The sequence below is a fragment of the Brevibacillus sp. B_LB10_24 genome (genome assembly GCF_046036945.1).
In the GTDB taxonomy this organism is placed as follows: Bacteria; Bacillota; Bacilli; order Brevibacillales; family Brevibacillaceae; genus Brevibacillus_C.
Genome location: NZ_JBJQOQ010000024.1, coordinates 59,144 through 84,564, shown reverse-complemented (window position 1 = coordinate 84,564; position 25,421 = coordinate 59,144). Strand labels below are relative to the sequence as shown.

At 55.7% G+C, this 25,421-nt stretch carries 22 protein-coding genes; 16 read left to right on the top strand and 6 right to left on the bottom strand.

Annotation, left to right across the window (positions count from 1 at the left end):
• The first annotated feature begins 135 nt into the window (after window positions 1-135).
• Genes ACI7RC_RS19590 through ACI7RC_RS19580 form a run of 3 tightly spaced genes read left to right on the top strand, consistent with a single transcriptional unit; the run spans window position 136 to window position 2,416 of the window.
• Window positions 136-1,089 (top strand): D-2-hydroxyacid dehydrogenase, encoded by a 954-nt coding sequence (locus tag ACI7RC_RS19590; protein WP_408109894.1) that lies wholly within the window; start codon window positions 136-138, stop codon window positions 1,087-1,089.
• 20 nt (window positions 1,090-1,109) lie between these two features.
• Complete coding sequence (locus ACI7RC_RS19585; protein ID WP_408109893.1) at window positions 1,110-1,853, top strand: MBL fold metallo-hydrolase; 744 nt, start codon at window positions 1,110-1,112, stop codon at window positions 1,851-1,853.
• Window positions 1,854-1,891: 38 nt separating this feature from the next.
• Window positions 1,892-2,416: a hypothetical protein gene (locus ACI7RC_RS19580; protein WP_408109892.1), complete on the top strand. Its 525-nt coding sequence runs from the start codon at window positions 1,892-1,894 to the stop codon at window positions 2,414-2,416.
• A 33-nt stretch (window positions 2,417-2,449) separates the two neighbouring features.
• Here the strand turns inward: ACI7RC_RS19580 and ACI7RC_RS19575 are convergent, their stop codons facing one another.
• Complete coding sequence (locus ACI7RC_RS19575; protein WP_408109891.1) at window positions 2,450-3,649, bottom strand: cysteine desulfurase family protein; 1,200 nt, start codon at window positions 3,647-3,649, stop codon at window positions 2,450-2,452.
• Between the two features lie 146 nt (window positions 3,650-3,795).
• Between ACI7RC_RS19575 and ACI7RC_RS19570 the strand changes: the two genes are divergently transcribed.
• From ACI7RC_RS19570 to ACI7RC_RS19555, 4 genes are read left to right on the top strand one after another with little or no spacing between them, the layout of a single operon-like run.
• Complete coding sequence (locus ACI7RC_RS19570; RefSeq protein ID WP_408109890.1) at window positions 3,796-5,367, top strand: L-aspartate oxidase; 1,572 nt, start codon at window positions 3,796-3,798, stop codon at window positions 5,365-5,367.
• Window positions 5,321-6,151 carry a carboxylating nicotinate-nucleotide diphosphorylase gene (gene nadC, locus ACI7RC_RS19565; RefSeq protein WP_408109889.1) on the top strand — a complete coding sequence of 277 codons (831 nt, stop codon included), beginning with the start codon at window positions 5,321-5,323 and terminating at the stop codon, window positions 6,149-6,151. The genes ACI7RC_RS19570 and nadC overlap by 47 nt, the downstream gene beginning before the upstream one ends.
• Window positions 6,152-6,166: 15 nt before the next feature.
• On the top strand, window positions 6,167-7,270 hold the full coding sequence (gene nadA / locus ACI7RC_RS19560; RefSeq protein ID WP_408109888.1) for a quinolinate synthase NadA: 1,104 nt from the start codon (window positions 6,167-6,169) through the stop codon (window positions 7,268-7,270).
• A 32-nt stretch (window positions 7,271-7,302) separates the two neighbouring features.
• On the top strand, window positions 7,303-7,815 hold the full coding sequence (locus ACI7RC_RS19555) for a 3H domain-containing protein (RefSeq protein WP_408109887.1): 513 nt from the start codon (window positions 7,303-7,305) through the stop codon (window positions 7,813-7,815).
• Window positions 7,816-7,851: 36 nt separating this feature from the next.
• Here ACI7RC_RS19555 and ACI7RC_RS19550 read toward each other — a convergent pair whose 3' ends face one another.
• From ACI7RC_RS19550 to ACI7RC_RS19535, 4 genes are read right to left on the bottom strand one after another with little or no spacing between them, the layout of a single operon-like run.
• Window positions 7,852-9,168 (bottom strand): YheC/YheD family endospore coat-associated protein, encoded by a 1,317-nt coding sequence (locus ACI7RC_RS19550; protein WP_408109886.1) that lies wholly within the window; start codon window positions 9,166-9,168, stop codon window positions 7,852-7,854.
• 30 nt (window positions 9,169-9,198) lie between these two features.
• The gene (locus tag ACI7RC_RS19545) at window positions 9,199-10,572 is read right to left on the bottom strand and encodes a YheC/YheD family endospore coat-associated protein (protein WP_408109885.1); all 1,374 of its coding nucleotides are present in this window, start codon (window positions 10,570-10,572) and stop codon (window positions 9,199-9,201) included.
• 2 nt (window positions 10,573-10,574) lie between these two features.
• Window positions 10,575-11,672: a YheC/YheD family endospore coat-associated protein gene (locus tag ACI7RC_RS19540; protein ID WP_408109884.1), complete on the bottom strand. Its 1,098-nt coding sequence runs from the start codon at window positions 11,670-11,672 to the stop codon at window positions 10,575-10,577.
• A 5-nt stretch (window positions 11,673-11,677) separates the two neighbouring features.
• Entirely contained in the window at window positions 11,678-13,102 is a 1,425-nt protein-coding gene (locus ACI7RC_RS19535; RefSeq protein WP_408109883.1) for a YheC/YheD family endospore coat-associated protein, read from the bottom strand.
• A 90-nt stretch (window positions 13,103-13,192) separates the two neighbouring features.
• Here ACI7RC_RS19535 and ACI7RC_RS19530 point away from each other — a divergent pair, with 90 nt between their 5' ends.
• Window positions 13,193-14,347, top strand: coding sequence for a DUF445 domain-containing protein (locus ACI7RC_RS19530; protein ID WP_408109882.1), 1,155 nt, complete (start codon window positions 13,193-13,195; stop codon window positions 14,345-14,347).
• Between the two features lie 215 nt (window positions 14,348-14,562).
• Window positions 14,563-15,870 carry a DRTGG domain-containing protein gene (locus tag ACI7RC_RS19525; RefSeq protein WP_408109881.1) on the top strand — a complete coding sequence of 436 codons (1,308 nt, stop codon included), beginning with the start codon at window positions 14,563-14,565 and terminating at the stop codon, window positions 15,868-15,870.
• 183 nt (window positions 15,871-16,053) lie between these two features.
• Here ACI7RC_RS19525 and ACI7RC_RS19520 read toward each other — a convergent pair whose 3' ends face one another.
• Complete coding sequence (locus ACI7RC_RS19520) at window positions 16,054-16,365, bottom strand: YtpI family protein (RefSeq protein WP_408109880.1); 312 nt, start codon at window positions 16,363-16,365, stop codon at window positions 16,054-16,056.
• A gap of 157 nt (window positions 16,366-16,522) precedes the next feature.
• Between ACI7RC_RS19520 and ACI7RC_RS19515 the strand changes: the two genes are divergently transcribed.
• From ACI7RC_RS19515 to pfkA, 7 genes are all read left to right on the top strand, one after another.
• Window positions 16,523-19,975, top strand: coding sequence for a DNA polymerase III subunit alpha (locus tag ACI7RC_RS19515; RefSeq protein ID WP_408109879.1), 3,453 nt, complete (start codon window positions 16,523-16,525; stop codon window positions 19,973-19,975).
• A gap of 156 nt (window positions 19,976-20,131) precedes the next feature.
• Window positions 20,132-21,370, top strand: coding sequence for an NADP-dependent malic enzyme (gene ystJ / locus ACI7RC_RS19510; protein WP_408109901.1), 1,239 nt, complete (start codon window positions 20,132-20,134; stop codon window positions 21,368-21,370).
• Between the two features lie 55 nt (window positions 21,371-21,425).
• A complete protein-coding gene (locus tag ACI7RC_RS19505; RefSeq protein ID WP_408109878.1) occupies window positions 21,426-22,097 on the top strand; it encodes a FadR/GntR family transcriptional regulator in 672 nt (223 codons plus the stop codon).
• A gap of 74 nt (window positions 22,098-22,171) precedes the next feature.
• The gene (locus tag ACI7RC_RS19500; RefSeq protein WP_019121939.1) at window positions 22,172-22,354 is read left to right on the top strand and encodes a hypothetical protein; all 183 of its coding nucleotides are present in this window, start codon (window positions 22,172-22,174) and stop codon (window positions 22,352-22,354) included.
• A 22-nt stretch (window positions 22,355-22,376) separates the two neighbouring features.
• Window positions 22,377-23,279, top strand: a complete 903-nt coding sequence (accD, locus tag ACI7RC_RS19495; protein WP_408109877.1) for an acetyl-CoA carboxylase, carboxyltransferase subunit beta — start codon at window positions 22,377-22,379, stop codon at window positions 23,277-23,279.
• Window positions 23,269-24,225 carry an acetyl-CoA carboxylase carboxyl transferase subunit alpha gene (accA, locus tag ACI7RC_RS19490; protein WP_408109876.1) on the top strand — a complete coding sequence of 319 codons (957 nt, stop codon included), beginning with the start codon at window positions 23,269-23,271 and terminating at the stop codon, window positions 24,223-24,225. The genes accD and accA overlap by 11 nt, the downstream gene beginning before the upstream one ends.
• Window positions 24,226-24,444: 219 nt before the next feature.
• Window positions 24,445-25,404, top strand: a complete 960-nt coding sequence (pfkA, locus tag ACI7RC_RS19485; protein WP_408109875.1) for a 6-phosphofructokinase — start codon at window positions 24,445-24,447, stop codon at window positions 25,402-25,404.
• The last annotated feature ends 17 nt before the right edge of the window (window positions 25,405-25,421 follow it).

Sequence of the window (25,421 nt, the reverse complement as noted above, 5' to 3'; positions counted from 1 at the left end):
TTTTGCTGATGAGGGTGTTCCAAAGTTTACTTTTGGGACACCCTCTTTTGTCATGCAAGGGTGCACTCCGGCGGCGATTCCTGTAAAATGTAGGCAGCAACCCCAAAGCACACGGAATAGAGAGGAGAATCGCAGATGAAAAGCCCCAAGATTCTGGTATACACCCCCCAGGCCAAAGAGACAGAGAAGTATGTGGAGATCCTCCGCTCCCACGGCTGCACCCAAATTGCCGCCGCATCGACGCCTGAGGAAGCCGAACGCCACCTCCCGGAGACGGAAGTGCTGCTCTGCTGGAAATTCCCCATACAACTGCTGCCGTCTCCCGCCGCTGCCGATGTGAAGTGGGTTCAATCGATGGGGGCCGGCGTTGACGATTGGGTTTCCGCCGGAGAGATGCCTTCCCGGATCGTCATCACCCGCATCCTGGACCAGTTTGGCGGACCTATCGCCGAATACGTCTTCGCTTACCTGCTCTCCCTTGCCAAAGATCTGCCCCGCTTGCGGACAGCCCAATCCGAACGCCGCTGGGAACCGTTTGTCACCGGATTTTTGCAAAACAAGACGATCGGTGTAGCTGGACTGGGCTCGATCGGAGCGGAAATCGTGCGGAAAGCGCGGGCTTTCGATATGAAAGTGACAGGGCTCAGCCACAGCGGAAGACAAGCTCATTTGGTCGACCGCCACTTTGGTCCGCACGAATGGAGCAGCTTCGTGCAGGAACTGGACTATTTGGTCCTGACACTGCCCTTGACAAATGAAACCCGTCACGTCGTCGACCGTCAAGTACTGCTGGCGATGAAGCCTGACGCCTGTCTGGTCAATGTAGGCCGCGGAAGTCTGATCGCGGAAGCAGACCTTATCGATGTTCTCCGCTCTGGACACCTGCAGGCCGCTGTTCTCGATGTGTTCGAGCAAGAGCCTTTGCCGGCGGACAGTCCGTTATGGGAGATGCCGAACGTTTTCGTGACGCCGCATCTTTCGGGACCGAGCACGCCGGAAGACGTGGGACGGTTTTTTGTGCAAAATCTGGAGCGCTACGTGCAAGGAAAGCCGCTGGCGGGAGTAGTCAATCTCGAGCTTGGGTATTGAAAAGCCTGGAGGGATCGGATATGAAGCTTACCTTTCTCGGAACGGGGGACGCCTTTTCGCTGAAGCTGGGCCATACCAGCGCTCTCTTGGAGTGGGGCGGGGAAAATCTCGTCATCGACTTTCCGGCGACCAATTGGCCGGCATTAAAGCGGCTGGGCAAGGACCTGCAGGATGTGAAGAACGTCTTTATCACTCACCTGCACGAAGACCATATCAACGGGCTGCAGCAGCTTGCCCACTATCGCAAGGCCGTAGGCGGGCAGAAGCCCAATCTGCTGATCTCACGCGAGCTGGCAGATGAATTGTGGCAGACAGTAAAGGCTGGCCTGGCCCATACGACCTCGGGGCCCAAGACGCTGGAAGATTACTTTGAAGTGATGCTGCTGGACCGGCAATTTGAGCTTGGCGGGGCAGTTTTCGAGCTGATTCCGACCAGGCACACCCCTGGCATGACCAGCTTTGGCCTTTTGGCTGAGCCGTATTTTTTCTTTACCGGCGATACTTCATTTGACGGGGAGCTTTTGGCGGTGCACGAACAGAGGGTGGGCCGGATTTTTCACGACTGCCACATGTGGGAGCTTGAGATCCCTTCGCATACCTCATTGGAAGAGCTGCAGACTCTGCCGGCGAAGCTGCAAAAGAAACTCATCTTGATGCATTACCAGGACGCCTTTGCCGGTGAAGAGGCGAGAAGCGAGGCGGAGGAACAGAGCGGTCTTTGCTTTGCCAGGCCGCTGGTGCCCTATTCCTTTGGACCAAAGTGAGACAAAGACACCTAGAAACCGGGAGCAGGGGGTTTGAGATGGAACGGGATGTAACCAATCGATACAGGGGCTTGCCGCCGCGGACGCCGGACATGCTGCTGAAGATTGTCCGCAAGTTTTACCGCGGGGCGGTCAGCCACTTTGATTTGATCCAGGAGAAGAAGAAAACGGTCAAACAGGCGCTCTTGGCGATGCGCCAGACCGGGGACCCGCAGCCGCTGAGAGAGGCGCTGACAGTCCTGTTTTGGGAATTCCATTTTTACGTCACCTGCTGGCTGCAGATCGACCTGGCACTGTACCGCCTGGCCCGCCTTGACGAGACAAGCCGGTATGCGGAGGTGTATGCGCAGTATCGGGAAGTGATTGACCGGCATCTGCACGTGCGCAAATGTGCTGAGGATACGGCGGCATGCGTAGAGACCCAGTTCGACCGATACGGCAGCGGGATGTCCGGTGTAGAGCAGGATGCGTACTGGTTTGACGGGCATTCCTTTACAGTAGACCAAGAAAGCCTGGACGCACTGCACCGGCTGTACCGGGCGATCATGAAAACAGAAACTTGAGATACTGCAATGACGCCATTTGCCGGCCTGCCCCTAACGCAACGGGGGCAGGCTGGCTGCGCTTCGCCACTGGTTTGCAGCCTGTTCGATCGCTGCAGCAAGCTCGTCGATGCTTGTTTCAGTCGTCGTCCTGCCCATCGTAATCCGCAGGCTCTCCAAAGCTGCCTCCCGGGTTCTTCCCATCGCCAGTAGCACGTAGGAGGGTTCGGAGCCGGAAGCGCTGCACGCCGAGCCGCTGGAGGTGGCGAAGCCGAGCCGTTCCAGTTCCAGCATGAGCGCTTGACCCTCGATCCGGTCGATGCCGATATTGATATGGGTGGGGAGGACGTACTCGGCGTACATATCGTCCGCTGCAGGACCGTTCAGCTTGCAGCCCGGAATCGTGCCGGTCAGCCGCCTGATCAGCCGGGCCCGCAGCTTGGCCAGCCGGGCCTTCTCCTGCGGGAGCTCCGCTGCGGCGAGTTCAGCCGCCTTGGCAAACGCGACGATGCCGGCCACGTTGGGAGTTGCGGAGCGCATCCCCCGCTCCTGCCCGCCCCCGTAGATGATCGGGTCGATCCTCACACCCTTCCGAACGTACAGGGCGGCCGCGCCCTTCGGACCGCCCAGCTTATGGGCATTGATCGTCAACAGATCCACCTGCATGCGAACGGCATCTACTTCTATCTTCCCGTAGCTTTGCACTGCGTCTGAATGGAACAAGATGTTTTTGCCGCGGAGAAAGGCGCCGATTTCCGCAATGGGTTGAATCGTACCGACGACGTTATTCGCGTGCATGACGCTCACCAGCACCGTATCAGGTGAAATGGCCTCCTGCAATTTCTCCGTGATGATCCGCCCCCTCTCGTCCACGGGGACGTATGTCACCCGAAATCCTTCCGCTTCCAGCGCCCGGCAGGCCTCTCTAACCGCCGGATGCTCCACTGCGCTGGCAATCACGTGATTCCCTTTTCCCAGCCGGCGCATGCGCCGAGCCCCGCCGAGGATGGCGAGGTTATTGGATTCAGTGCCGCTGGCGGTAAAGATCAGCTCTTTGCCGTGTGCACCGATCGTTTTGGCGATCGAGTTCCTGGCTGCTTCTACGGCTTCCTTTGCCTGAAAGCCGAATGGATGGATGCTTCCTGGATTCCCAAAATATTCCATGCAATATGGCGCCATCGCCGCAAAAGCCTCGGGTCGCATCGGAGTAGCAGCAGCGTGATCGAAATAGCGTTCAAGTTCAAGCTCAGGCATGGCAAACACCTCTTTGGCAATGTATGGGGAGCAAGTTGACATGATAACTTTACACCTAATTTTACACATGTCTTGACATAATTCAATAGCAGTCAAATAATAGAGTCGTAGATTGGGACAACAGCAAATGAGAAAGAAGGGTGGCCATGGGAAAAGACGTTGCGGCAGATTACGTTGTCATCGGTTCCGGAATTGCAGGATTGGCACTTGGTTCCTTGGCATCCCGCCACGGCCGGGTCGCCCTTGTCACGAAGGGAAACGTCTGCGACTGCAACAGCAGCCTGGCACAAGGGGGAATCGCTGCGGCACTGTCCGCAGACGACAGTGCCAGCTTGCACGGAGAAGATACGATTCGGACCGGTCAGGGCCTTTGCCACTTAGGGACAGTTGACTCCTATGTCCGTCAGGCTCCGGATGCCGTCCGCTTCCTTCAGGAAGCCGGCGTCGCTTGGGACTGCGATCCAGGCGGCAATCTGCTCCTGGGACAAGAGGGGGCGCACAGCCGCAAGCGAATCGTCCACGCAGGCGGCGACGCAACCGGGCGGGCGATCGTCAGAACACTGGCTCGGCAGATTTATGCCCATCCGAACATCAGCTTGTGGGAAAACAGAGCGGTGTCTCAGCTGGTGGTGGAGGACGGGGAATGCACCGGAGCGGTTGGGCAGGATACATCCGGCCAGCTGATCCGTTTCCAGGCCAAAGCGGTTGTTCTCGCCACCGGCGGGCTGGGCCAGCTGTACAGGTACACCACCAATACGAGCGGCAGCACTGGCGACGGGTACGCCTTGGCCTACCGGGCGGGGGCGCTTTTGCGCGACATGGAATTTGTGCAGTTTCATCCCACTGCCTTGAAGTGCGGCACCACACCGCTTCCGCTCGTCACCGAGGCCGTTCGGGGCGAAGGGGCGATCTTGGTCAACTCCAGAAAAGAGGACTTCATGCGCCGCTATCATGAGTGGGGCGAGCTGGCCTCGCGGGACATCGTCTCCAGGGCGATCTACGCCGAGCTGCAGGCCGGCAGGGACGTATATCTGGACGCCCGCCGGATCCCGGGATTTGCCGAGAGGTTTCCCACCGTCTGGGCCTCCTGCCAAAGGATTGGGATTGATCCGGCTGTCGACCTGATACCCGTCGTTCCGGCCGCCCACTACACGATGGGAGGAATCCAGACAGATGACCGGGGTGCGACGTCCGTGCCGCGCTTGTTTGCGATTGGGGAAGCGGCTTCCAGCGGTTTTCACGGGGCAAATCGCTTGGCCAGCAATTCCCTGCTCGAGGGGCTTGTCATGGCTTTTCGCACGGCCGAGGCTCTCGCCGAGCTGCCGCCGACGGGGCGGAGCAGCTGGACAGATGCCGCTCTGCTTGCGGATGATGCACGGGGAACGCCGCTGCATGCAAGCGCGGAACTGCTCCGGCGAGTCCAGGATGTGATGTGGACGCACGCCGGAATCGTCCGGGATGAACCGCATCTCCAGCATGCCCGCGCCCTGCTTCAATCCTGGCTCGGCCAGCCTTCGCTCCTTTCGGTGGCCGATCAAAACCTCCTTGCTGCAGCGCTTTTGGTCGTGCAGCCAGCCATCTGGCGCAAAGAGAGCAGAGGGGCCCATTACCGCCTGGATTACCCTGGGACAGACCCGGAATTCGACGCCCATTCGATACAAGGAGGAAGCTATGAATCTATTGCTCGTACGCCAGCTGCTTCAGCAGGCGCTCATTGAAGATATCGGCACTCGCGATTTGACGACAGAACTGCTGTTTGAACCGGGGGATAGGCTGAGCGGCACGCTTTTTGCCAAACAGGAGGGGAGAATTGCCGGACTCTCTGTGGCCGAGGAGGTATTCCGGCTGCTTGATCCGGAAGTCCGCTTTGCCGGGCTTGTCTCGGACGGCACAGACGTAAAGGCGGGAGAGAGGATCGCGACGGTCACCGGAAGCGCCCGCGCCGTCCTCTCCGGAGAGCGAATCGCTCTTAATTTTCTGCAGAGAATGTCGGGAATCGCTACCGTGACACGTGACGTCTGCCGCAGCGTGGCCGATTTGCCGGTGCGGATTGCCGATACCCGCAAGACGATGCCGGGGCTTCGGCTGTTCGACAAGCACGCGGTTGCCGTCGGCGGCGGAATCAATCACCGGTTTGGCCTGTACGATGCGGTCATGATCAAGGATAATCACATCGCCGCGTCTGGATCGATCCGTGCGGCAGCAGCCAAGGTCAAGCGCGGGGCTGGCCATCTCGTCAAGATTGAAGTGGAGGCCGAAACGCTCGATCAGGTGATAGAAGCGGTAGAAGCAGGCGTCGATGTGATCCTGCTGGACAACATGCCGCCGGAGATGATGAGAGAAGCGGTGCAGATCGCAGGAGGCCGGGCCGTCACCGAGGCTTCCGGAGGAATTACGCCAGAAACAGTGAGAGAGTACGCTGTAACCGGGGTGGATGTTATTTCCCTCGGCTGGCTGACTCACTCAGTCAAGGCTTTGGATATAAGCCTTGACCTTACCTAAACAGGAGGGACAGATATGTCGGCAACAGACAGCCTGGCAGCCGGGCACACTTCAATAAGCGAGTACGCGGCGCTGTCATCAGAGGAGCTGGACCTGAGGATTCACCAGGCCAAGGCGGCTCTGGGAAGAGATCTTGTGATCCTGGGACACCACTACCAGCGCGACGATGTCATCGTCCATTCCGATTACCGGGGGGATTCCCTGCAATTGGCCCGCATCGCCGCCAATCTCCAGGAGGCGAAGTACATCGTGTTTTGCGGTGTCCACTTTATGGCGGAGACGGCGGATATCTTGACGTCGGATGACCAAATAGTGATTTTGCCCGATATGAATGCCGGCTGCTCGATGGCAGACATGGCAGACGAGCAGGAAGTGGAGGAGTGCTGGGAGATCATTACGGAGCGATATGGCGAATCGATCATTCCCGTCACATACGTCAATTCCACCGCTGCCATCAAAGCGTTCGTGGGCAGCCGGGGAGGACTGACGATCACTTCATACAACGCGGCGCGCGTCTTTGCCCATGCTCTGGAAGCGCAGGAGAGGATTCTGTTCCTGCCCGATCAACACCTCGGCCGCAATACCGGGGCAGCATTTGGCATTCCGTTATCCCGGATGTGCGTCTACGATCCGAAAGAAATGCAGCTCGAGTATCCGCATGGCGAGGAAGACCCCCGCGTCATTCTGTGGAAGGGGCACTGCTCTGTCCACACCAAGTTTGATCCTCGCCATGTACAGCTGGCCAGAGAGGCCTACCCCGGCATCCGCGTGCTCGTCCACCCCGAATGCACCTATGAAACGGTGCAGCTGGCAGATGAGAACGGATCGACCGACTACATCATCAAAGCGGTGCAAAACGCGCCCGCCGGTACCAAATGGGCGATCGGAACGGAACACAATCTGGTCAAACGGCTGGCACAGGAGCATCCCGAACAGTTTATCGTATCGCTCAACGAGATGATCTGCCCCTGTTTGACGATGAACAGAATCGACCGGCCGCATTTGCTCTGGTCGCTGGAGAACATCGTCGCGGGCACGCCCCGGAATCAAATCAGGGTGTCTCCGAACATCGCGGAAGCGGCCAAGCTGGCTATTGAACGGATGCTGAACATTTCGTAGACTGGAAGAAACAGCTTTCTTGGGGGGCTTACATGGAGCGCAGACAACAACTCTTGGAGATTCTGAGATCATCTCCCGAACCGGTGGCCGGTTCCCGGCTTGCAGATGCGCTGCAGGTTAGCCGGCAGACGATTGTGCAGGATATCGCCTTTCTGCGCAAAGATGGTTTTCAGATCATCAGCACGACCCAGGGGTATGTACTGGAGGAAGGGCATAAAGCGAGTTTCCGCGACGTACTGGGTATCGTCCACACCCCCGAACAGTTGAAACGGGAGCTGGAAATACTGGTGGCCCATCATGTAGTGGTTGAGGATGTATTTATCGACCACCCGGTTTACGGACGGATCATCGGCGTTCTGGACATCGCGACACCCAAGGATGTCAAACAGTTTCTTGAGAAGCGGGCCAACTCCATGATTCCGCTTTTTTCGGAGGTAACAGGCGGACTGCATTATCACACCTTGGCAGCGGAGGACCAAGAGACGATCGCCGATGCGAAGGCGGCACTTCTTGCAGAAGGGTTTCAATTAGTGGATCCGAATTAGGGATCCACTAATTGTTTTTAGGCGGAGGCAGGGGAGCTAAGCCAGATTTTCCAACATTTCCTCGGTGGTAAAGACATGCTGGGCAAAACGGATCAGGTTGGCCAGCGACGAGCGTCGAATCGACGGCTCATCGAATTTTTCCGGTTTGGCATTTGCTTCAAAAAACCAAAGTCTTCCCTGGGGAGTCAGACCAAAATCCATCGACATCTCGGCCAGGCTTTCCACCTCTTCATTGAGCGAGTGGGCGATGATCAGCGCAGCCTCTTCAATCCGTTCGCGGATCTCCTCGGCCTGATCAGCAAAGACGTGCGCCAGAACAGCAGACGTGGACTGGATGGAACCGCCGCGCGGAACATGGGTCGTGATGCTGTTCACTCCCGCCCGGCGAATGCCGATGCCGGTTACTCCCCAATTTCCGCTGCCGTCTTTTTGCACCAGCACCCGCACGTCGAAGGGGCGCCCTTTGTAGCGGGCGAGGGAAATGCCCTGCTGGATGATGTACCCCCTGTTTTTGGTTTGCTCTCTAAGGTAATGCCACACCTGTTCCAGCCGTAAAAATCGGAGAGAGATGGAATTTTGTTGATGGACCTGCTGCAAAAACCACTTGTTGTTTTTGCGTTCCAGCCGCATTATCCCCTTGCCCGCCTTTCCGCTGACGGGTTTCAGATAGACGAAGGGGAACAGGCTGCAAAATAAGCGCAGTTGATTGTAGGTCTCCAGTTTTTTTGTGAACGGTAAAAAGGATGCAGCTTCCTGATGCTTTTCCAGCCGTTTAAACAGTAGATTTTTATTGAAAAAACGGCGGTTGAACAGAAGAATGTTGGGCGTAGCGGCAAGCTTGTCAAGGGTTTTTCTAACTTCGGCCATCTTCTCCAATTTGCGCGTCGGAACCCGGTTGTAGACGACGTGGGGAAAAGGCATCACGTGAGCATGCCATGCGTCCAGCTTTTCGTCGTAAAGAAACCCTTGAATCCGATTCTCCTTCCAGTTGATCCCTTTCGGAGTGAACACAAAAACAAGCGCGCCCAATCGTTTGCCGGTGTTGAACAAATCCTTGAAATTTTCCCTGTTTCCTTTAAAGCCCATCCCGTCTCCCGCTGTCAAGATTCCGATCATAGGCCCGATGATTAGCCGATTGTCTGACCATACCCAACGAATTTTCGTACGGATCCATCTGGGTTTTACCGGTGTTTGGACGATTTCGATCAACTTTTTCATCATCAGCGGGCCGACGAATGTGACGGTTTTTTTTTGTCTTCGAAGCAAACTGGGCAAGGGCGACGATCTGGCCGATTGCAGACACCAACGCCCTGAAGGAGTAACAGTTAGCCAGCCTGAGTGCAATTTTTGCATGCAAATATCCTCCTTCCAGTCAGTCGGACGTTAAAAATTGGCGAGGTAACAGCTGTAATCGACGAGTAGGTTGCGGGAGAATTCGTCCGCCTTCTTTAGACGGGAGTGTTTAAAGATGGAGCGGCCTGGTTTGGAATTGGCCTCAAACATCCAGACATGCCCGTGCTTGTCGATGCCCATATCGAGGCCCAACTCCCCGAGCGGAATGTCCATTGCCTCTTCAATGGCGGCGGCGATTCGCACTGCTGCATTGCTGATTCGCTCCTCGATCAGGTACCGCCTGTTGCCGAAGATAGACTGGAGCAGATCGCTGCCAGGGATGACCGTACCTCCTGTGCGCACATGGGTAGTGACACTTCCGGAACCCGCCACCTTGGCGGCCATGCAGGAGACGACCCAATTGTTCTCCTGGTTCTTGTGCAGGTGGACGCGAAAGTCAAAGGGGCGGCCGTTGTAGGTGTGGAGGTTGATGCCTTGCTGCACGAGGTAGGCACTCGGCTTTCGGCTGCGAAAAATGCGCTGGTACAGCGTCTGCACATTGCTGTAAGAGCGTTTGATGTTCCCGGAGGACGTATGGTAGGAAACTTCGTAAGAATGATCATTCCGCGAAACCTTTAGGATACCGAATCCAAGGCTTCCGTTTTTTGGCTTCAGATAAACCATTCGGTATTTTCTCAGCATTCGGCGGAGATTCTCGAGCGAAGCGTAGTTATGCGTCTCCGGTATAAATTCATTGACTTCATCCAGCGGATAAAGCAGTTTGTGAACGCCCCATTTGTTAAAAAAACCGCTGTTGAAAATGGGCAGATTGACCTCGTTTTCCATTCTCTCTTTTACAAGTCTTACCTTAACCTGCTTTTCTGCCGTTCTGGACGGGACGCGATCATAAACGACATCCGGCAGCGGCGCCGTGATGTTGCGCCAGACGTACTCTCCCTCTTTGGTCGGACGCAGGAACCAGGCATTGACCAGGTTGCGGGTCCAATCGATGTCGTCGGGAGAAAAGATATAGTAGTAAACTCCCCTTCCCTTCTGGGCATCAAGCAGATCGCGAAAGAAGGACGTTCGCCCCCCGATCGGCCTTCTGGAATCGGGCCGAAGCCCGGTCGTGAGGATGCCGATGGCCGGGCCGATCCGCAGTACATCCCCTTCTTGCTTGAGCTGAATCAGGCCGGGGTGGGGGATAGACAGTTCTCTTCGCAAGGTGCTGGTGATTCTGACGACATTGCCCTCCGGGTTTTTTCTATCCTGAAAAACAATTGCTGACACTGCTCGCTTGCCGAGGGAGATAGTGATCTGCTGCCGAGGTTCAAGCTGCAGCTTTTGGCATAGACCGAGCGGTAAGACGATTCCTGGGACGTTTTGGTGGGTGAAGAAGCGGAGCCGCACTAGTATGGAGTCCATGCTTAGTAACCTCCTACGCGAACTTTTATCAGGTACTGGGCGTACTCGACAGGCTGTGTCAGGGAGCGAAGCCGTGCGGTTTGATCGGCAATTTGGCGAAAGACATAACGGCCCGGCCTGCTGTTCACTTCAATAACCCAGACCCGCCCCTCCCGGTCAACACCAAGGTCGATGCCAAGTTCGGCGAGTCGTCCGTGGTACGTTTCGAGAAATGGAGGAAGCAGCTCGGCAACCCGGTCAATCTCGGCCATGATTCGCAACTGCTGCTTCCGGGAAAAATACTTTTCCAAAAACGGCACTAACGGAAAAGCCCTTCCGCCTCCGTGCAGATTGGAAGTAATGGACTTCTTTTCGCCCATCCGAACAGCCTTGCCGGTCGTTTGCCACTTGCCTTCGCCGTCTTTCTGCACGAGTACACGCACGTCAAAAGGGGCGCCGTCAGGTGTGTTCAAATCCAGGTACCTCTGGAGGATAAAGGGGCGGTCGGCGATGAAATGGATGATGAACGCGTGAAGATTTTGCCAGCTGTGGATCTTCTTATGCAGGGGTTGGTTGTTTCGCTTTCTGCCGATCACCTCAAATTTGCCCTTATTGAGGGTGATGCGGATTACGCCGTTGCCGTGGGTGCCCGAGGCTGGCTTTACGACGACAGCCTTCTCGGTACGCAGCTTGGCAGCGAATGATTTCCACGAAAAGGGCTGGGTGTCCGGCAACAGACTGGACAGTTCCGGAGAGAGGGCAAGAATCTGGTATACCTGCCACTTTCCCGCCAGTCCGTTGCTCATAAATGTGATCTGCGGATCGTTTTGCAACTTCTCGATAAATGGTTTATATTGACGGTATCCTGGACTGATAAAACAGCGATCGTAAACCACGTCGGGCAGCGCAAAGGATTCTTTCTGCCATTCATCGCGTTTTAGGAAATACCCGGTTACCGTCCGAGTATCAAAATCTACCTGAAGCGGTGAAAAGACGAAGACGCCGATTCCCGATCTGCGTCCAATCATGGATAGCTTTTTATAAAACTCCTTTTCTTGAAAAGTAGGAGCCAATCCGGAAAAATTGGACATTATCCCCAAGGTAGGAATTTTATCGTACATGGAGGTCACCTGCGGTTTTCTTTCTTGGATTTCACGTACTTTTGCTTTCTGCTTTTTCCTTGCCGCTGCAGCGGTTTAAACCCGCTAAGGTACGCCGCGTAATCGAGCAGCCGTATGACGGAAGGACGCGGTCTGCGGGGAGACTGGGCCGCATCCGGCGAAGTGATTACGGTCTGATCGGACTTGGACGGCTTGCTGTTTACTTCCAGCAGCCAAATTCTGCCGTTCACGTCTACCCCAAGGTCGATTCCGAACTCGGCATAGTGGCCATCGAGTGAACGTTCCAATTCGCGGGCCACTTGCAACGCCGTTCGGCTAAGCGTATGGACCGATGGGCGGATGCTGTTTTGCCACGGTCCGCACATGTGCAGCGCTTGGGCAGCGGGGAACATGCTGCCGCCGCGAGCTACATTTGACACGATGCGATTTTGGCCGATCCGGGCGACCAGAGATGTGACGGCCCATTCTCCCGACCGGTTCTTTTGGACCAGAACGCGAAAGTCGGCAGGCCGGGACTGAAACCCGATCAGGGATAAACCCCGCTGCAGCAGATACAGCTTTCCGGCACATTTTTTCTGCAAATGGCGATGCAGGGAAGAGAAGTCTTTCCATACGCGTGTGGATTGGCCGGTGGCGATCTGATAGCCGTTTGTCCCCGCCTTGATCCGATAGATCCCTTTGCCCATGCTGCCATTTGCCGGTTTGGCGTAAACCACCCGGAACTCTTGCAGCATTCGCTTTAAATCTTCGGCGTTTTTAAAGCAGACGGTTTTCGGTAGAAAGGCCGGGGAATCCGGCCTGTCAGCGAGTATTTTGTAGACGTTCCATTTGTTGAGAAACCGCTCATTAAAAAAGGGAATGCCGTTATTCTTGCAGTGTTGGATCAGTGAGTCGACTTGGTCGCTGTTTTCGGCATGCCGGGAGTGCACGCGGTTGTAGATGCATTGGGGAAGCGGCAGTGTGTGTGATTGCCAGCTTCCCTGTCTGCGGATCATGCCCTGAACCGTATTCTCATCCCAGTCAATGTCCGAAATCGTGAACACAGACACCAGGCCTCCGCGTCTATGGCAGATGTCTGCCACCTCGTCCATAAACGGAGTGAGGCTGCCAAAAGGCTCGCCTGTACTTTTTACCTCCAGCAGCAGGATGCCGATATACGGACCCATGACAATCGTCTCTCTCGATGAATCATACCGCAGGAGCAGGGGAATTCCTTGCGGCAGATGCAGTCTGCGAGCGATCGCTGTGCTGATTCTGGCGGCGGCCGCATCAGTGCCCCTCACCTGGACATAGGAACAAGACGAGCCGAACCTGAGAAGCAAATCACCGACGGGAATTTTACATTTCCGAATGATTGAATGGGGAAGGCAAAGATCAGCTTGGTCCGCGTTAGCTTCGACTGTCTTGAGAATCGTCCGCACATATGACATGGATATCCCCTTTCCAATGGCATTAGGTTAGTCTATCCTATGTCATTATTGATATTTTGGTTCCTTACTAGCCCTGGGGGTGGGATTGACTTGAACGAATGGATTACACTACTGATAAACATTGTGATTGGCTCAGTGATCGGCGGAGTGACGAACGAATTGGCGATTCGTATGCTGTTTCGCCCCTATCGTCCGTGGATGATCGGCCATTTTCGCGTACCGTTTACACCCGGTTTAATTCCGCGAAGGCATAAAGAATTGGGCATGCAAATGGGTAAGGTGGTAGAGAATCATTTGCTGACAAAGGATGCCGTTCGCCTGGCACTCGGCAGTGAGCGGACAGAGCGTGCGTTGCAGACATGGTTGACTGCCTTCGTGGAAAAATGGGTATCCAGCCCGCAGTCGATTCGCGAGCTGCTGCAGGTGCTCGCGCCTGCTTTGCTTGCCGGTGACGGCGGCTGGAATCGCAATCTGAGGGATGCTGCCAAGCGCCGCTGGGACGAGCTTGCCAGCCGTTGGATCGGGACGCTGGCGGACAAGACGCTGCGCGAACTCATCGGCTCCGGCGCGGAAGCCAAATTGAGGGCAGCAGTCCTCTCAAGCGGACCGTACATTCTGGACAAGTTTCGCTCGTACCTGCACACGCCGGAGGGTGTCCAAACGGTCCACGCCATGCTGAGAAATCTGCTCGGCGGCGGCATGCTGGGCGGATTGGTCGGCATGTTTTTGAGTGACGAAAAGCTGACGGCAAAAGTGCTGCCCTATCTGGATGAACTGCTGCAAAGCGGGGAATTGTCGAGGAAACTCTCTAGCTTCATCGAACGGGAACTGGAGAAGCTGCTGGACAAACCGGGGCGGGAGCTGCTGGAATGGGCAGGGCCCGACCTCGTCCGCGACTGGTCGGGCCGCCTGTTTGACATGCTGGAGGTGGGCAGTCTGCGCTTTATCGACAAGCCGCTGGCCGAACTGGCCGGACCTTTTCGCCAAACCATCATCGACGAGCTCGTCCCCCGTGCTGCCCGCTGGACTGTGACGGTACTGGAGCATAATGCGGAGCAGTTGTTTCAAAAACTGTCCGTTGCCGACATTGTTGCAAGGCAAGTGGACGAATTTCCATTGGAGCGGGTCGAAGAGATGATCATCGGGATATCGGGAAAAGAATTTCGCATGATTACCGTCCTCGGGTTTCTTCTCGGCGGGATGATTGGCCTCATGCAGGGGGTTCTGAATCTGTTTGTTTACTAAAATGCGTGATATCCGCACAAAAGTGAAATGAAACTGTAAACCCGTTGTAATACTCCTGTAATAATACAAGGGTAAGATAAAGACACGATGAAAACCCCCTTAATTGTATATACTTCACACGGTGCAGCATTTGTGGCTGCACTCTTTTTTTTTCATTTTTCATAAGGTATAGTGACATGAGAGGATAAAAAGCTGTGATGGAAGGTGGCGCGTAGATGACGAAACATGAACTTATATTAGATTACATCGATCGCCTGCCAGTCGGAACGAAGATCTCCGTACGACAAATTGCCAAGGATCTTGATGTCAGCGAAGGAACCGCATACCGAGCGATCAAGGAAGCAGAGGTACAGGGGTTCGTCAGCACGATCGAACGGGTAGGCACAGTACGGATTGAGAAGAAACAAAAAGAAAATATTGAGCGCCTCACCTTCGCCGAAGTCGTAAATATTGTGGACGGCCACGTCTTGGGGGGGAAGGAAGGTCTCCACAAGACCTTGAATAAGTTTGTCATCGGCGCGATGAAGCTGGAAGCGATGATGCGCTACGTCGATGCCGGAAGTCTCTTGATCGTGGGCAACCGCGACCAGGCCCACAAGCTCTCCCTGCAGCACGGGGCGGCGGTGCTGATCACCGGCGGCTTCGACACCAATGACGAAGTCAAGCAGCTGGCGGATCAACTGGCCCTGCCGATTATCTCCTCCAGCTACGACACCTTCACGGTGGCCTCCCTGATTAACCGGGCGATCTACGACCGCTTGATCAAAAAAGAGATCGTCATGGTGGAGGACATCCTCAAGCCGCTGTCGGAAACAGCTGTCTTGCGCCAGACCGACACGGTCGAGACCTGGCATCGCTTCACGGAGACTTACGGCGACACCCGGTTTGCGGCTGTGGACGACCAGATGCGCATCGTCGGGATTGTCACCTCCAAGGACATCATTGGCCACGGCGAGCAGGTTACGATTGACAAAGTGATGACCAAAAATCCGATTACCACGTCACCTCGCGTCTCCGTCGCGTCTGCAGCCCAGTTGATGGTGTGGGAAGGCATAGAATTGCTCCCGGTTGTAGACAATTATAAAAAACTGGTCGGAGTGCTGAGCCGCCAGGACGTCATCAAGGCTCTGCAGTATATGCAAAAACAGCCGCAGATGGGCGAGACCTTTACCAATCTGATCATGAGCAACTTCCGCGAAGAGAAGGAGTCAGAGTCTATCGTCTACCGGGGCAGGGTACTGCCGCAGATGACCAATCAGATCGGGACTGTCGCCAGCGGCGTCATGACGACGATCATGGTCGAGGCCGCCTGCAATGCGCTGCGGCAGCTGAGAAAAGGGGACATGATCCCGCAGAATATTACCATCTACTTTTTGAAGGCCATTCAGATGGAAAGCGAGATCACCGTTGTTCCGCAAGTGCTCGACATCAGCCGCCGGTTCGGGAAGGCGGAGGTCTCTGTCTATCACGAGGGCCAGATCGTGGGCAAAGCGATGATCACCACGCAGATTTTTGACCGGTAAAATATAAAAAAAAAGACAACCACGGCATCGCAGGTGGTTGTCAAAGCTAGAATGTCACACGTTTGATTATATAAGATGACTGCACAGGTTGGTATCGCAAACAGTTGGCAATAGTGGCAATAATACCCGAGGATGCAAGGCGCTGAAGCCTGCTCCTCGTTTTTGTTTGCAAGCGGGGAGCGCCTAGCTGTTCTTTTTCGCCAGATTGAGCCATTCCCTGCGGTACGATACGTAATTGCGCAGCCCCAGCACCAGGTTGACGCCGCCGACCAGGATAAAAACGATACCGACAACGGCACGTACGGTGGTAATAGTTTCAAACGTAAACTGGTTGATCCCGAAGAACAGCAGAAGGCAGCCCAGGGCGGCATTCATCTTCCCGAGCGTAAAACGCGATTCCAGCGGATGGATGCCGCTGCGGCGGGCATTGATGCTGAAGTAAACGCTGGCGATCAACGAAGCGAGCACACCTGTATAATAAATGGCTAACCACATCAAGAATCATCCCTTCCAACCTCACTTTTTCCATCTTACAGGAGAAGAGTTGGCTTGGTCAATCGGAGGCGATTGTTTGTTCGCATCGTTCGCCTTATAATAGTTATTGGATATACGAAATTCGGAATGAAAAGCTAAGCCGGAGGAGAGAAGTCTGATGGAGATCCCATTTGTCCATCTGCATGTGCACAGCGAATACAGCTTGCTCGACGGCGCCGCGCGGATCGAAGAACTGGTAAAACAGGCGGCGGCGTACGGAATGGAAGCGTTGGCGATCACAGACCACGCTAATCTCTACGGGGCGATCCCGTTCTATAAAGCATGCCGCCAAGCGGGGATCAAGCCGATCATCGGCATGGAAGCGTACATGATTGACGGCGACCTTGGAGAACGGCAGCTTCGCAGCTCTCCAGCCCCCTTCCACCTGACATTGCTGGCAAAAGACCTGACCGGCTATCGAAACCTGATGAAACTGAGTACGATTGCCCATACACAGGGCCATTCGCTTGTGCCGCGCATCAATAAGGCGAGCCTGCGTCAGTACAGCGAGGGCCTGATCGCGCTTAGCGGCTGTCAGCAGGGGGAAGTAGCCAGGCTGCTGGAGAATAATGAGCCGGAGGCGGCCGAAAGGGCGGCGCTTTGGTACGATCAAGTGTTTGGACGCGGCCAGTTTTTTCTGGAACTGCAGGATCACGGGCTGGTCGCGGAGCGCCGTTTGAACCAGCGGCTGCTGCGGCTGCATCAGGCCACGGGAATCCCTGTCGCGGCGACGAACAACGTCCACTACACCGGGAAGGGCGACGCCGGATTTCACGACGTGCTGCTGGCGATCAAAGAAGGCAAGGCCATAGACGAAGCGGGTCGCTTTCGTTACGAGACGGAAGAGTACTACCTGAAGAGCGGGGAGGAGATGGCCCGTCTCTTTGCCCATGCCCCGGACGCGATTGCCAATACGGTGAAGATCTCCGAGCAGTGCCAGTTGGAGCTGACCTTCGGCGGCCACATTTTGCCCCGCTTCCCGCTGCCGGAGGGAAAAGATGCCGACCAGCTGCTGCGGGAGCTGTGCGAGCGGGGATGCCGGGACCGCTACGGAGAGATTTCCCCTGAAGTGCGGCAACGGCTCGATTACGAGCTGGCGGTCATCACCAAAACCGGCTTTACCGATTATTTTCTGATCGTCTGGGATTTCATGCGCTACGCCCACGAACACGGTATCCCTACCGGTCCGGGACGCGGCTCGGCCGCAGGCAGTCTGGTCGCTTACGCGCTGAAGATCACCAATGTCGATCCGCTTCAGTTTGACCTGCTGTTTGAGCGCTTCCTCAATCCCGAACGGATCACCATGCCCGATATCGATATCGACTTTTCCGTCGAGCGGCGGGATGAGGTTATCCGCTACGTCGCCGACAAATACGGTCGCGACCGGGTGGCCCAGATCATCACCTTCGGAACGATGGCGGCCCGCGCCGTCGTCCGCGATGTCGGCAGGGCGCTGGGCATGTCGCTCGGCCTGGTGGACCGTGTGGCAAAACTGATCCCGCAGTCGCACAGCATGACCATCGAAAAAGCGCTCCAGCTAAACCCCGACCTCGGCAAACTGATCGGCGAGAACCAGCAGGTGGCCAAGCTGATCGAAACGGCGCGGGGGTTGGAAGGATTGCCCAGGCACGCCTCGACACATGCGGCCGGGGTGGTGATCTCCCGCGATCCGCTGACAGAGTACGTCCCGCTCCAGGAGGGGAATGAGGGGCTTTGCTTGACGCAGTATCCGATGGATATCCTGGAAGAAGTCGGGCTGCTCAAGATGGACTTTCTCGGGCTGCGCAACCTGACGATCATTCAAGAGACGCTGCGCCAACTGGAGCGCGAGGGGATTCGCCTCGACCCGGGCAAGCTGCCGCCGGCCGATGAACCCACCTTTCGCATGCTGGCGCGCGGGGAGACGACTGGTATCTTCCAATTGGAATCGGGCGGCATGCGCAATGTGCTCAAGGAACTTCGGCCCAGTACCCTCGACGACATCATCGCGGTGGAGGCGCTTTACCGGCCGGGACCGATGGAGATCATCCCGCAGTACATCCGGGCCAAGCACAAAGAACAGCAGGTCGAATACCCGCATCCGGACCTCGAGGCGATCTTGCGCGAGACCCACGGGTTTATCATCTACCAGGAGCAGATCATGCAAATCTCCGCCAAACTGGCAGGTTTTTCGCTGGGAGAGGCGGATATCCTGCGGCGCGCCGTCGGCAAGAAGAAACGGGAACTGCTGGTCGAACAGCGGGCCCGGTTCGTCAGCGGCTGCGTTCGGCAGGGGTATTCGGAGGAATTGGCCCATGAGGTATACGACTTGATCGTCCGCTTTGCCGATTACGGCTTCAACAAAGCCCATTCTGTCGCGTATGCGATGATCTCGTATCAGATGGCCTACTTGAAAGCCAACTATCCGCTCGCGTTCATGGCATCGCTTTTGTCGCTGTCCATCGGCAGCCAGAACCGAATTGCCGAGTACACGGAGGAGGCGCGCCGCCTGAAGCTCGCCGTCCTGCCGCCCGACGTCAACGACAGTGAGGCGCTGTTTGCGGTCAGGAACGGAGCGATTCGCTTTGGCCTGGCGGCGATAAAAAACGTCGGCTACGGGGCGATCGAATCCATCATCAGAGAGCGGGAGCAAGCTCCCTTTCGCGATATCGTCGACTTTTGCGCAAGGGTTGACAGCCGGTTGGTAAACCGCCGCGTCATCGAATCGCTCATCCTCTCCGGGGCGATGGACGGATTGCCGGGACACCGCTCGCAATTGCTGGCCCTGCTGGACGAAGCGTTGGACAAGGCGTCCACCCGCCGCGATGAACGGCAGGGCGGACAGATCAATTTATTCGTCCTGGCCGAAGAATCGGCATCGGGGCAGGTAAATCCCGCGGACGAGACGCAAATCGACCCGGCGCTGTACCCCGACGTCCCGCCATTTACCCGCGGGCAGCAGCTTAGAGAGGAGCGGGAACTGCTCGGCGTCTACCTGTCCGGCCACCCGCTCGACGAATACGCCTCGTTCGCCAGCCGCCCTGGCGTTTTTTCGGTTGCCGGCCTGGCGGAGGCGAAGCAGGGAGAAGTGGTGAAAATTGTCGGCATGGTGCTGGAAGCAAAACAAATTCAGACAAAAAAAGGCGAGCCGATGGCCTTTCTCACCGTGGAAGACAAGACTTCGGCCGTTGAAGCCGTCGTCTTTCCCCAGGTCTACAAAAAGTACAGGGAGCTGTGTCAGCGCGAGAGCCTGATCGTGCTGGAAGGCAAGGTGGACGCCGGGGAGGAGGAGGTCAAGCTGCTCGCCTCCAGGATGTGGGATTTGACGAGCCTGCCGAAACCCAAGGCCCAGAGCGTCCTGTTTGTGCGGATTTCTCCGCAGCAGGAGCAGGACAATACGCTTCAGAAACTGCAGGAGCTGTTTGTCGAAAGAAGAGGAACGATTTCTGTGATTTTGTATTACGAGCGAAAAAAGCAGTCAGTCCGCCTGCCGGATGAGTTTCGCGTCCATGTCGATCCGTCGTTTTTGGAGCAAGCGAGAGCAATTGTGGGAAATGACGGCGTAATTCTGAAAGAAATGACGATAAACTAGGGAGGATGGATGCTGTCCTCCTTTTTTGCATTATTTCCGCAGGTTTACAGGGTGGAGGGATTTGTTATAATGAGTACATGATTAAAGCAGTGGTCTGACCACTTAAGTCATGTAAATAGAATAGGTTTTTAATGGAGGGAAAGGACTGTGTCTAAGCTGACGAATTTGAGAGAAGAAGCACTGGAACTACATAAAAAAAGCCAGGGGAAACTGGAAACGGTAGCAAAAGTGCCGCTGCGTGACGCCCATGATCTGAGTTTGGCCTACTCCCCGGGGGTAGCCGAACCGTGCAAGGAAATTTTCGACCAACCGGCCAAAGTGTATGATTACACGATGAAGAGCAATGTAGTTGCAGTCGTCAGCGACGGTACGGCTGTCCTTGGCCTCGGCAACATCGGTCCGGAAGCGGCCATGCCTGTCATGGAGGGAAAAGCGGTGCTGTTCAAGTCGTTTGCCGGAGTAGACGCTTTTCCGATCTGCCTTGGCACCAACGACCCCGACAAAATCGTCGAAACCGTGAAGCTGCTCCAACCCACCTTTGGCGGAGTAAACCTGGAGGATATCGCAGCACCGGCTTGCTTTGAAATCGAGGAGCGGCTGAAAAAAGAGGCAGACATCCCCGTCTTCCACGACGATCAACATGGCACCGCGATCGTTACCGCCGCCGGGCTGATCAACGCGCTCAAGGTGACCAACAAGCGTCTCGACGAGATTCGCGTCGTCGCCAACGGTGCAGGTGCGGCCGGGATCGCTATCATCAAGCTGCTGGTCAAAATGGGCGTAAAAGAAGTCATCATGTGCGATACGAAAGGGATCATCTACGAAGGCCGGACCTTCGGCATGAATCCGATCAAGGAAGAAATCGCCAAAATCACCAACCGCTCCAAGCTGCAGGGTGACCTGGCCGATGCGATGAAAGGCGCAGACGTCTTTATCGGGGTATCTGTGGCAGGGGCCGTCACAGTGGAGATGGTAGAGTCGATGAACCGCGATGCGATTATCTTTGCGATGGCCAACCCGGTTCCGGAGATCATGCCGGATGAAGCCAAGCAAGCGGGAGCAGCCGTCATCGGTACGGGGCGTTCCGACTTCCCGAACCAGGTGAATAACGTACTCGCCTTCCCGGGAATATTCCGCGGCGCGCTTGATACGCATGCGACCAGCATCAACGAAGAGATGAAACTGGCAGCCGTCTACGCGATTGCCGATCTGGTAAGCGATGACGAACTGTCTGCAGACAAGGTGATCCCGGCGCCGTTTGATCCGAGAGTCGCACCTCATGTCGCGGCAGCAGTTGCCAAAGCAGCGATGGAAACCGGCGTTGCCCGCAATACGGTCGATCCGGAAGAAGTAAAAGAAAAGACATTTAGGCTCGCGTCTATTTCTCATCAATAAGCCTGAGCGGTTGGTCAGCAAGCAGGGCCATGCCCGAGGGGGAGGAGTGGATGACGTGCTCGACTCATCTGAAAATCGCAAGGTGTACGAGGGAATTCTTTTGCAAATCAATGAGATCGTACAGCGGGACAATTTACGGGTAGGCGACAAGCTGCCCTCGGAGCGGGAGCTTTCCGATCAGCTTGGCGTCGGCCGCTCTTCGGTCAGGGAGGCACTGCGAGCGCTGGAGCTGCTCGGTCTGATCGAAACGCGGCGGGGCGAGGGCACTTTCCTTAAAAACTATCGGCATAATCGTTTTATCGACATCCTGGGCTACTTTTTATTGCGCGATGCCAAAACGAAAAAAGATCTGATCGAGATGAGGAAAATTCTCGAACTGGATGCGGTCCGCCTGGCCTGCCGGCGGGCGGCCGCAAAACACTTTGAGGAGATGGAGCGGATTCTCGCCGCCTCATGGGAACGGCTGGCAAAAGGGGAAATCCCGACAGAGGAAGACTACTTGTTTCACCGCGTCATCTGCCGTTCCAGCCGCAATTCAGTCCTGCATCGCATTTGGGCACCGCTTGTCGAGTACAGCGAAAGCGCCCGCAGCAGTTCGCTGTCCCGTGAAGGACGGGCGAAAACGGCCTTGGAAGAACACGAACAAATCTTGGAGGCGATCCGTTCGGGAGACGAGGAAGCGGCAGCCGAAAGGATGAGACTGCATCTGGAGAATAGCAAACTTTAGATTTGCGGGAATGACAAGCGCTGTGATATGATGATGCAGGTTTGTTTTAAGCGGGTATGAGGAGGAAGTCAGCAATGTGGACTGTCATCTACATCGCTCCCAGTGCAAGAATCGCCGAACGCATTCAACATCGTTTGACAGCTGAAGGATTTCTTGTGAAGGTTCGTGAGGCGAAGGTGTCCAAGCAGTACGAGATACTGGTGCCGGAAAGCGAGGTTCACGAAGTTCACGAGATCCTGGGCACGATTCTTCACTGAACCGTATTAGTGAGGTGTTACTGTGCTAAAAGATCTTTTTGGAAAAAAAAGGAAGTTTGCTACGGTCCCCACCCAGTCACTGCGGCCGGCAGTACGCGAAACCGCCGTGGAGCAAAAAGAGGTACCGGAAGGTTTAATGAATAAATGTCCCCGCTGCGGGGCGATCCACTACTCGAAAGACCTGGAGAAAAATCTGCGGGTATGCCGCAGCTGCCAGTATCATTTTTCCCTGTCTGCTCCGGAGCGCTTGCAGTCTCTTTTGGACGGCGGCGCGCTGACGGAAGAATTTGATGCTGAGCTGTGCTCCGACAATCCGCTCGGATTTCCGGGATATCTGGATAAATTGGAAAAAGACATGGAAGCGACCGACCTGAAAGAGGCGGTCGTGACCGGTGAAGGATTATTAGATGGCAACCCGATTGTGATCGGGGTGATGGATTCGCGTTTTCGCATGGGCAGCATGGGTTCAGTCGTAGGCGAAAAAATTGCGCGGGCGATTGAACGGGCGATCGAACGGAGAAGGCCGTTTATTCTCTTCTCTGCATCAGGCGGAGCCCGCATGCAGGAAGGCGTGCTCAGCCTGATGCAGATGGCGAAGGCGAGTGCGGCTTTGGCCCGTCTCAGCGAAGAACGGCTGCTGTTTATCTCCGTTCTGACCAATCCGACGACAGGCGGTGTTTCCGCCAGTTTTGCTTCCCTCGGGGACTACAACATCGCCGAACCGGGCGCGCTAATCGGATTTGCCGGCCGGCGAATCATCGAACAGACGATCCGTCAGGAATTGCCGAAAGACTTTCAAACGGCGGAATTTCTGCTGAAACACGGCCAGCTGGACATGGTTGTTCACCGCAAAGACCTGCGCGAGACGCTCAGCAAGCTGGTCGCGATGCATACACAGCCAGGGGGTGGAGAAGATGGCAGGTGAACTCCCTTTTGAAAAACCGCTGGTAGAACTCCATGAGAAGATAAAGGAACTGCGCAGGTTTACGGAGGAGAAGGGAATCGACTTCTCGGATGAAGTGGTGCGCCTGGAACAGAAAGCCAAAGACCTGGCAGAGCAAATATACGGGCAGTTGACGCCGTGGCATCGCGTCCAGATCGCCCGTCACCCGGAACGTCCGACTACGCTTGATTACATCCGTTTTATTTTCACCGACTTTATGGAGCTGCACGGCGATCGGTTCTACGGGGACGACGCTGCGATCGTCGGCGGAGTCGCCAGATTAAACGGCCGACCGGTCACCGTGATCGGACACCAAAAAGGCAAAGATACCAAGGACAACATCAACCGTAATTTTGGCATGCCGCATCCGGAGGGATACCGCAAGGCGCTGCGGTTGATGGAGCAGGCGGATAAGTTTGGCCGCCCGATACTCTGCTTTATCAACACCTCTGGTGCCTATCCCGGAAAAGCGGCGGAGGAACGCGGACAGAGCGAGGCGATTGCCCGCAATCTGCGTGAAATGGCCCAGTTCCGCGTGCCGATACTTTGTGTTGTAACCGGTGAAGGCGGCAGCGGCGGCGCACTGGCGATCAGTGTTGGAAATCTGATCTACATGCTGGAGAACTCTGTCTACTCCGTGATCTCGCCGGAGGGAGCAGCAGCACTGCTGTGGAAGGATGCCAGCTTGGCGATGAGGGCGGCGGAGTCGATGAAAATCACTGCCGCTGACCTGCTTGAGCTGAACGTGATCGACGGTGTCATCGAAGAACCGTTCGGCGGCGCTCATCGCGATCCGGCGAAGCAGGCGGAGCTGGTCAAACAGCAGTTGGTCCTGGGACTAGAACAGTTGGATAAAATGACGCCTGATGAACTGGTACAGCATCGCTACAACAAGTTTAAACAAATCGGTTATTACGCTTCCCTATAAAATCAGGGAGGCGTTTTTTACTTTAAAATCAAGGTAAAATCTGATACAATCGGAAGCGCAGTAATAAAAGCAATTTTTTCAACAGTATAACACATTGGGCGTTATTGGTATAACAGATATCATTAATGGACTATAACAGTACTGTTGGAGGAAGCTTTTGTTACATACAGTAAACAAAACGAGCCATGCTAAACCCATGAGATATTCGAGGTGATGACGATGAGGAAAATAGCGGTATTAACCAGCGGCGGCGACGCTCCGGGAATGAACGCAGCGATTCGTGCCGCTGTCCGCCGGGCCGCTTTTCACGAGATACAAGTATACGGGGTTTACCACGGGTATACTGGATTAATGCAGGGAGACATGCAGGAGCTGTCGATCGGTTCCGTCGGCGACATCATCCATCGCGGTGGAACGATGCTCTATTCGGCGAGGAGCGAGGAGTTCAAGAGCGAGGCAGGCCAGTTAAAAGCGGTGGAGCAGCTTCGCAAGCACGGCATCGAAGGCTTGATTGTGATCGGCGGCGACGGCTCTTTTCGCGGGGCCCAGCAGTTGACCAAAAAGGGTTTTCCGACGATTGGCATACCGGGGACGATTGACAACGACATTCCCTGCACCGACTTTACGATCGGCTTTGATACCGCACTCAATACCATCGTCGATGCGATCGATAAGATCCGCGATACGGCTACCTCGCATGAGCGGACGTACATTATTGAGGTAATGGGACGGGACGCCGGCGATCTCGCGCTGTGGGCCGGCCTGGCTGCGGGTGCGGAATCGATCATGATCCCGGAAGCGGACCAGGATATGGACGACATCGTGGAGAGGCTCTATTCCGGCTACCGCCGCGGCAAGAAGCATTCGATTATCATCGTCGCCGAAGGTGTCGGCAGCGCTGCCCATTACGCTGATGAGATCAAAAAGCGGACCGGCTGGGAGACACGGGTAACCGTGCTCGGCCACATCCAGCGCGGAGGATCGCCGACTGCCTTTGACCGCATGTTGGCCAGCAGGATGGGTGCCGCAGCCGTCGATTTGTTGATCGAGGGCAAAGCGGACCGCATGGTCGGAATTCAGAACAATGAGATCGTTGACATCGATATCGACGAAGCACTGGCACAGAAACACCAGCTTAATTTGTCCGTTTACCAGCTGGCTCGCACGCTCTCCATCTAGGAAAGCGTGTGTGCCCT

Bases quoted from the DNA above. Each gene is read 5' to 3' on its own strand.
- ACI7RC_RS19550 (WP_408109886.1), bottom strand. From the start codon at position 9,168: ATGCAAAAATTGCACTCAGGCTGGCTAACTGTTACTCCTTCAGGGCGT.
- ACI7RC_RS19570 (WP_408109890.1), top strand. From the start codon at position 3,796: ATGGGAAAAGACGTTGCGGCAGATTACGTTGTCATCGGTTCCGGAATT.
- nadA (WP_408109888.1), top strand. From the start codon at position 6,167: ATGTCGGCAACAGACAGCCTGGCAGCCGGGCACACTTCAATAAGCGAG.
- ACI7RC_RS19580 (WP_408109892.1), top strand. From the start codon at position 1,892: ATGGAACGGGATGTAACCAATCGATACAGGGGCTTGCCGCCGCGGACG.
- ACI7RC_RS19585 (WP_408109893.1), top strand. From the start codon at position 1,110: ATGAAGCTTACCTTTCTCGGAACGGGGGACGCCTTTTCGCTGAAGCTG.
- ACI7RC_RS19575 (WP_408109891.1), bottom strand. From the start codon at position 3,649: ATGCCTGAGCTTGAACTTGAACGCTATTTCGATCACGCTGCTGCTACT.
- ACI7RC_RS19545 (WP_408109885.1), bottom strand. From the start codon at position 10,572: ATGGACTCCATACTAGTGCGGCTCCGCTTCTTCACCCACCAAAACGTC.
- ACI7RC_RS19500 (WP_019121939.1), top strand. From the start codon at position 22,172: ATGTGGACTGTCATCTACATCGCTCCCAGTGCAAGAATCGCCGAACGC.
- ACI7RC_RS19555 (WP_408109887.1), top strand. From the start codon at position 7,303: ATGGAGCGCAGACAACAACTCTTGGAGATTCTGAGATCATCTCCCGAA.
- nadC (WP_408109889.1), top strand. From the start codon at position 5,321: ATGAATCTATTGCTCGTACGCCAGCTGCTTCAGCAGGCGCTCATTGAA.
- ACI7RC_RS19520 (WP_408109880.1), bottom strand. From the start codon at position 16,365: ATGTGGTTAGCCATTTATTATACAGGTGTGCTCGCTTCGTTGATCGCC.
- ACI7RC_RS19535 (WP_408109883.1), bottom strand. From the start codon at position 13,102: ATGTCATATGTGCGGACGATTCTCAAGACAGTCGAAGCTAACGCGGAC.
- ACI7RC_RS19540 (WP_408109884.1), bottom strand. From the start codon at position 11,672: ATGTACGATAAAATTCCTACCTTGGGGATAATGTCCAATTTTTCCGGA.
- accA (WP_408109876.1), top strand. From the start codon at position 23,269: ATGGCAGGTGAACTCCCTTTTGAAAAACCGCTGGTAGAACTCCATGAG.
- ACI7RC_RS19590 (WP_408109894.1), top strand. From the start codon at position 136: ATGAAAAGCCCCAAGATTCTGGTATACACCCCCCAGGCCAAAGAGACA.
- ACI7RC_RS19525 (WP_408109881.1), top strand. From the start codon at position 14,563: ATGACGAAACATGAACTTATATTAGATTACATCGATCGCCTGCCAGTC.
- pfkA (WP_408109875.1), top strand. From the start codon at position 24,445: ATGAGGAAAATAGCGGTATTAACCAGCGGCGGCGACGCTCCGGGAATG.
- ACI7RC_RS19515 (WP_408109879.1), top strand. From the start codon at position 16,523: ATGGAGATCCCATTTGTCCATCTGCATGTGCACAGCGAATACAGCTTG.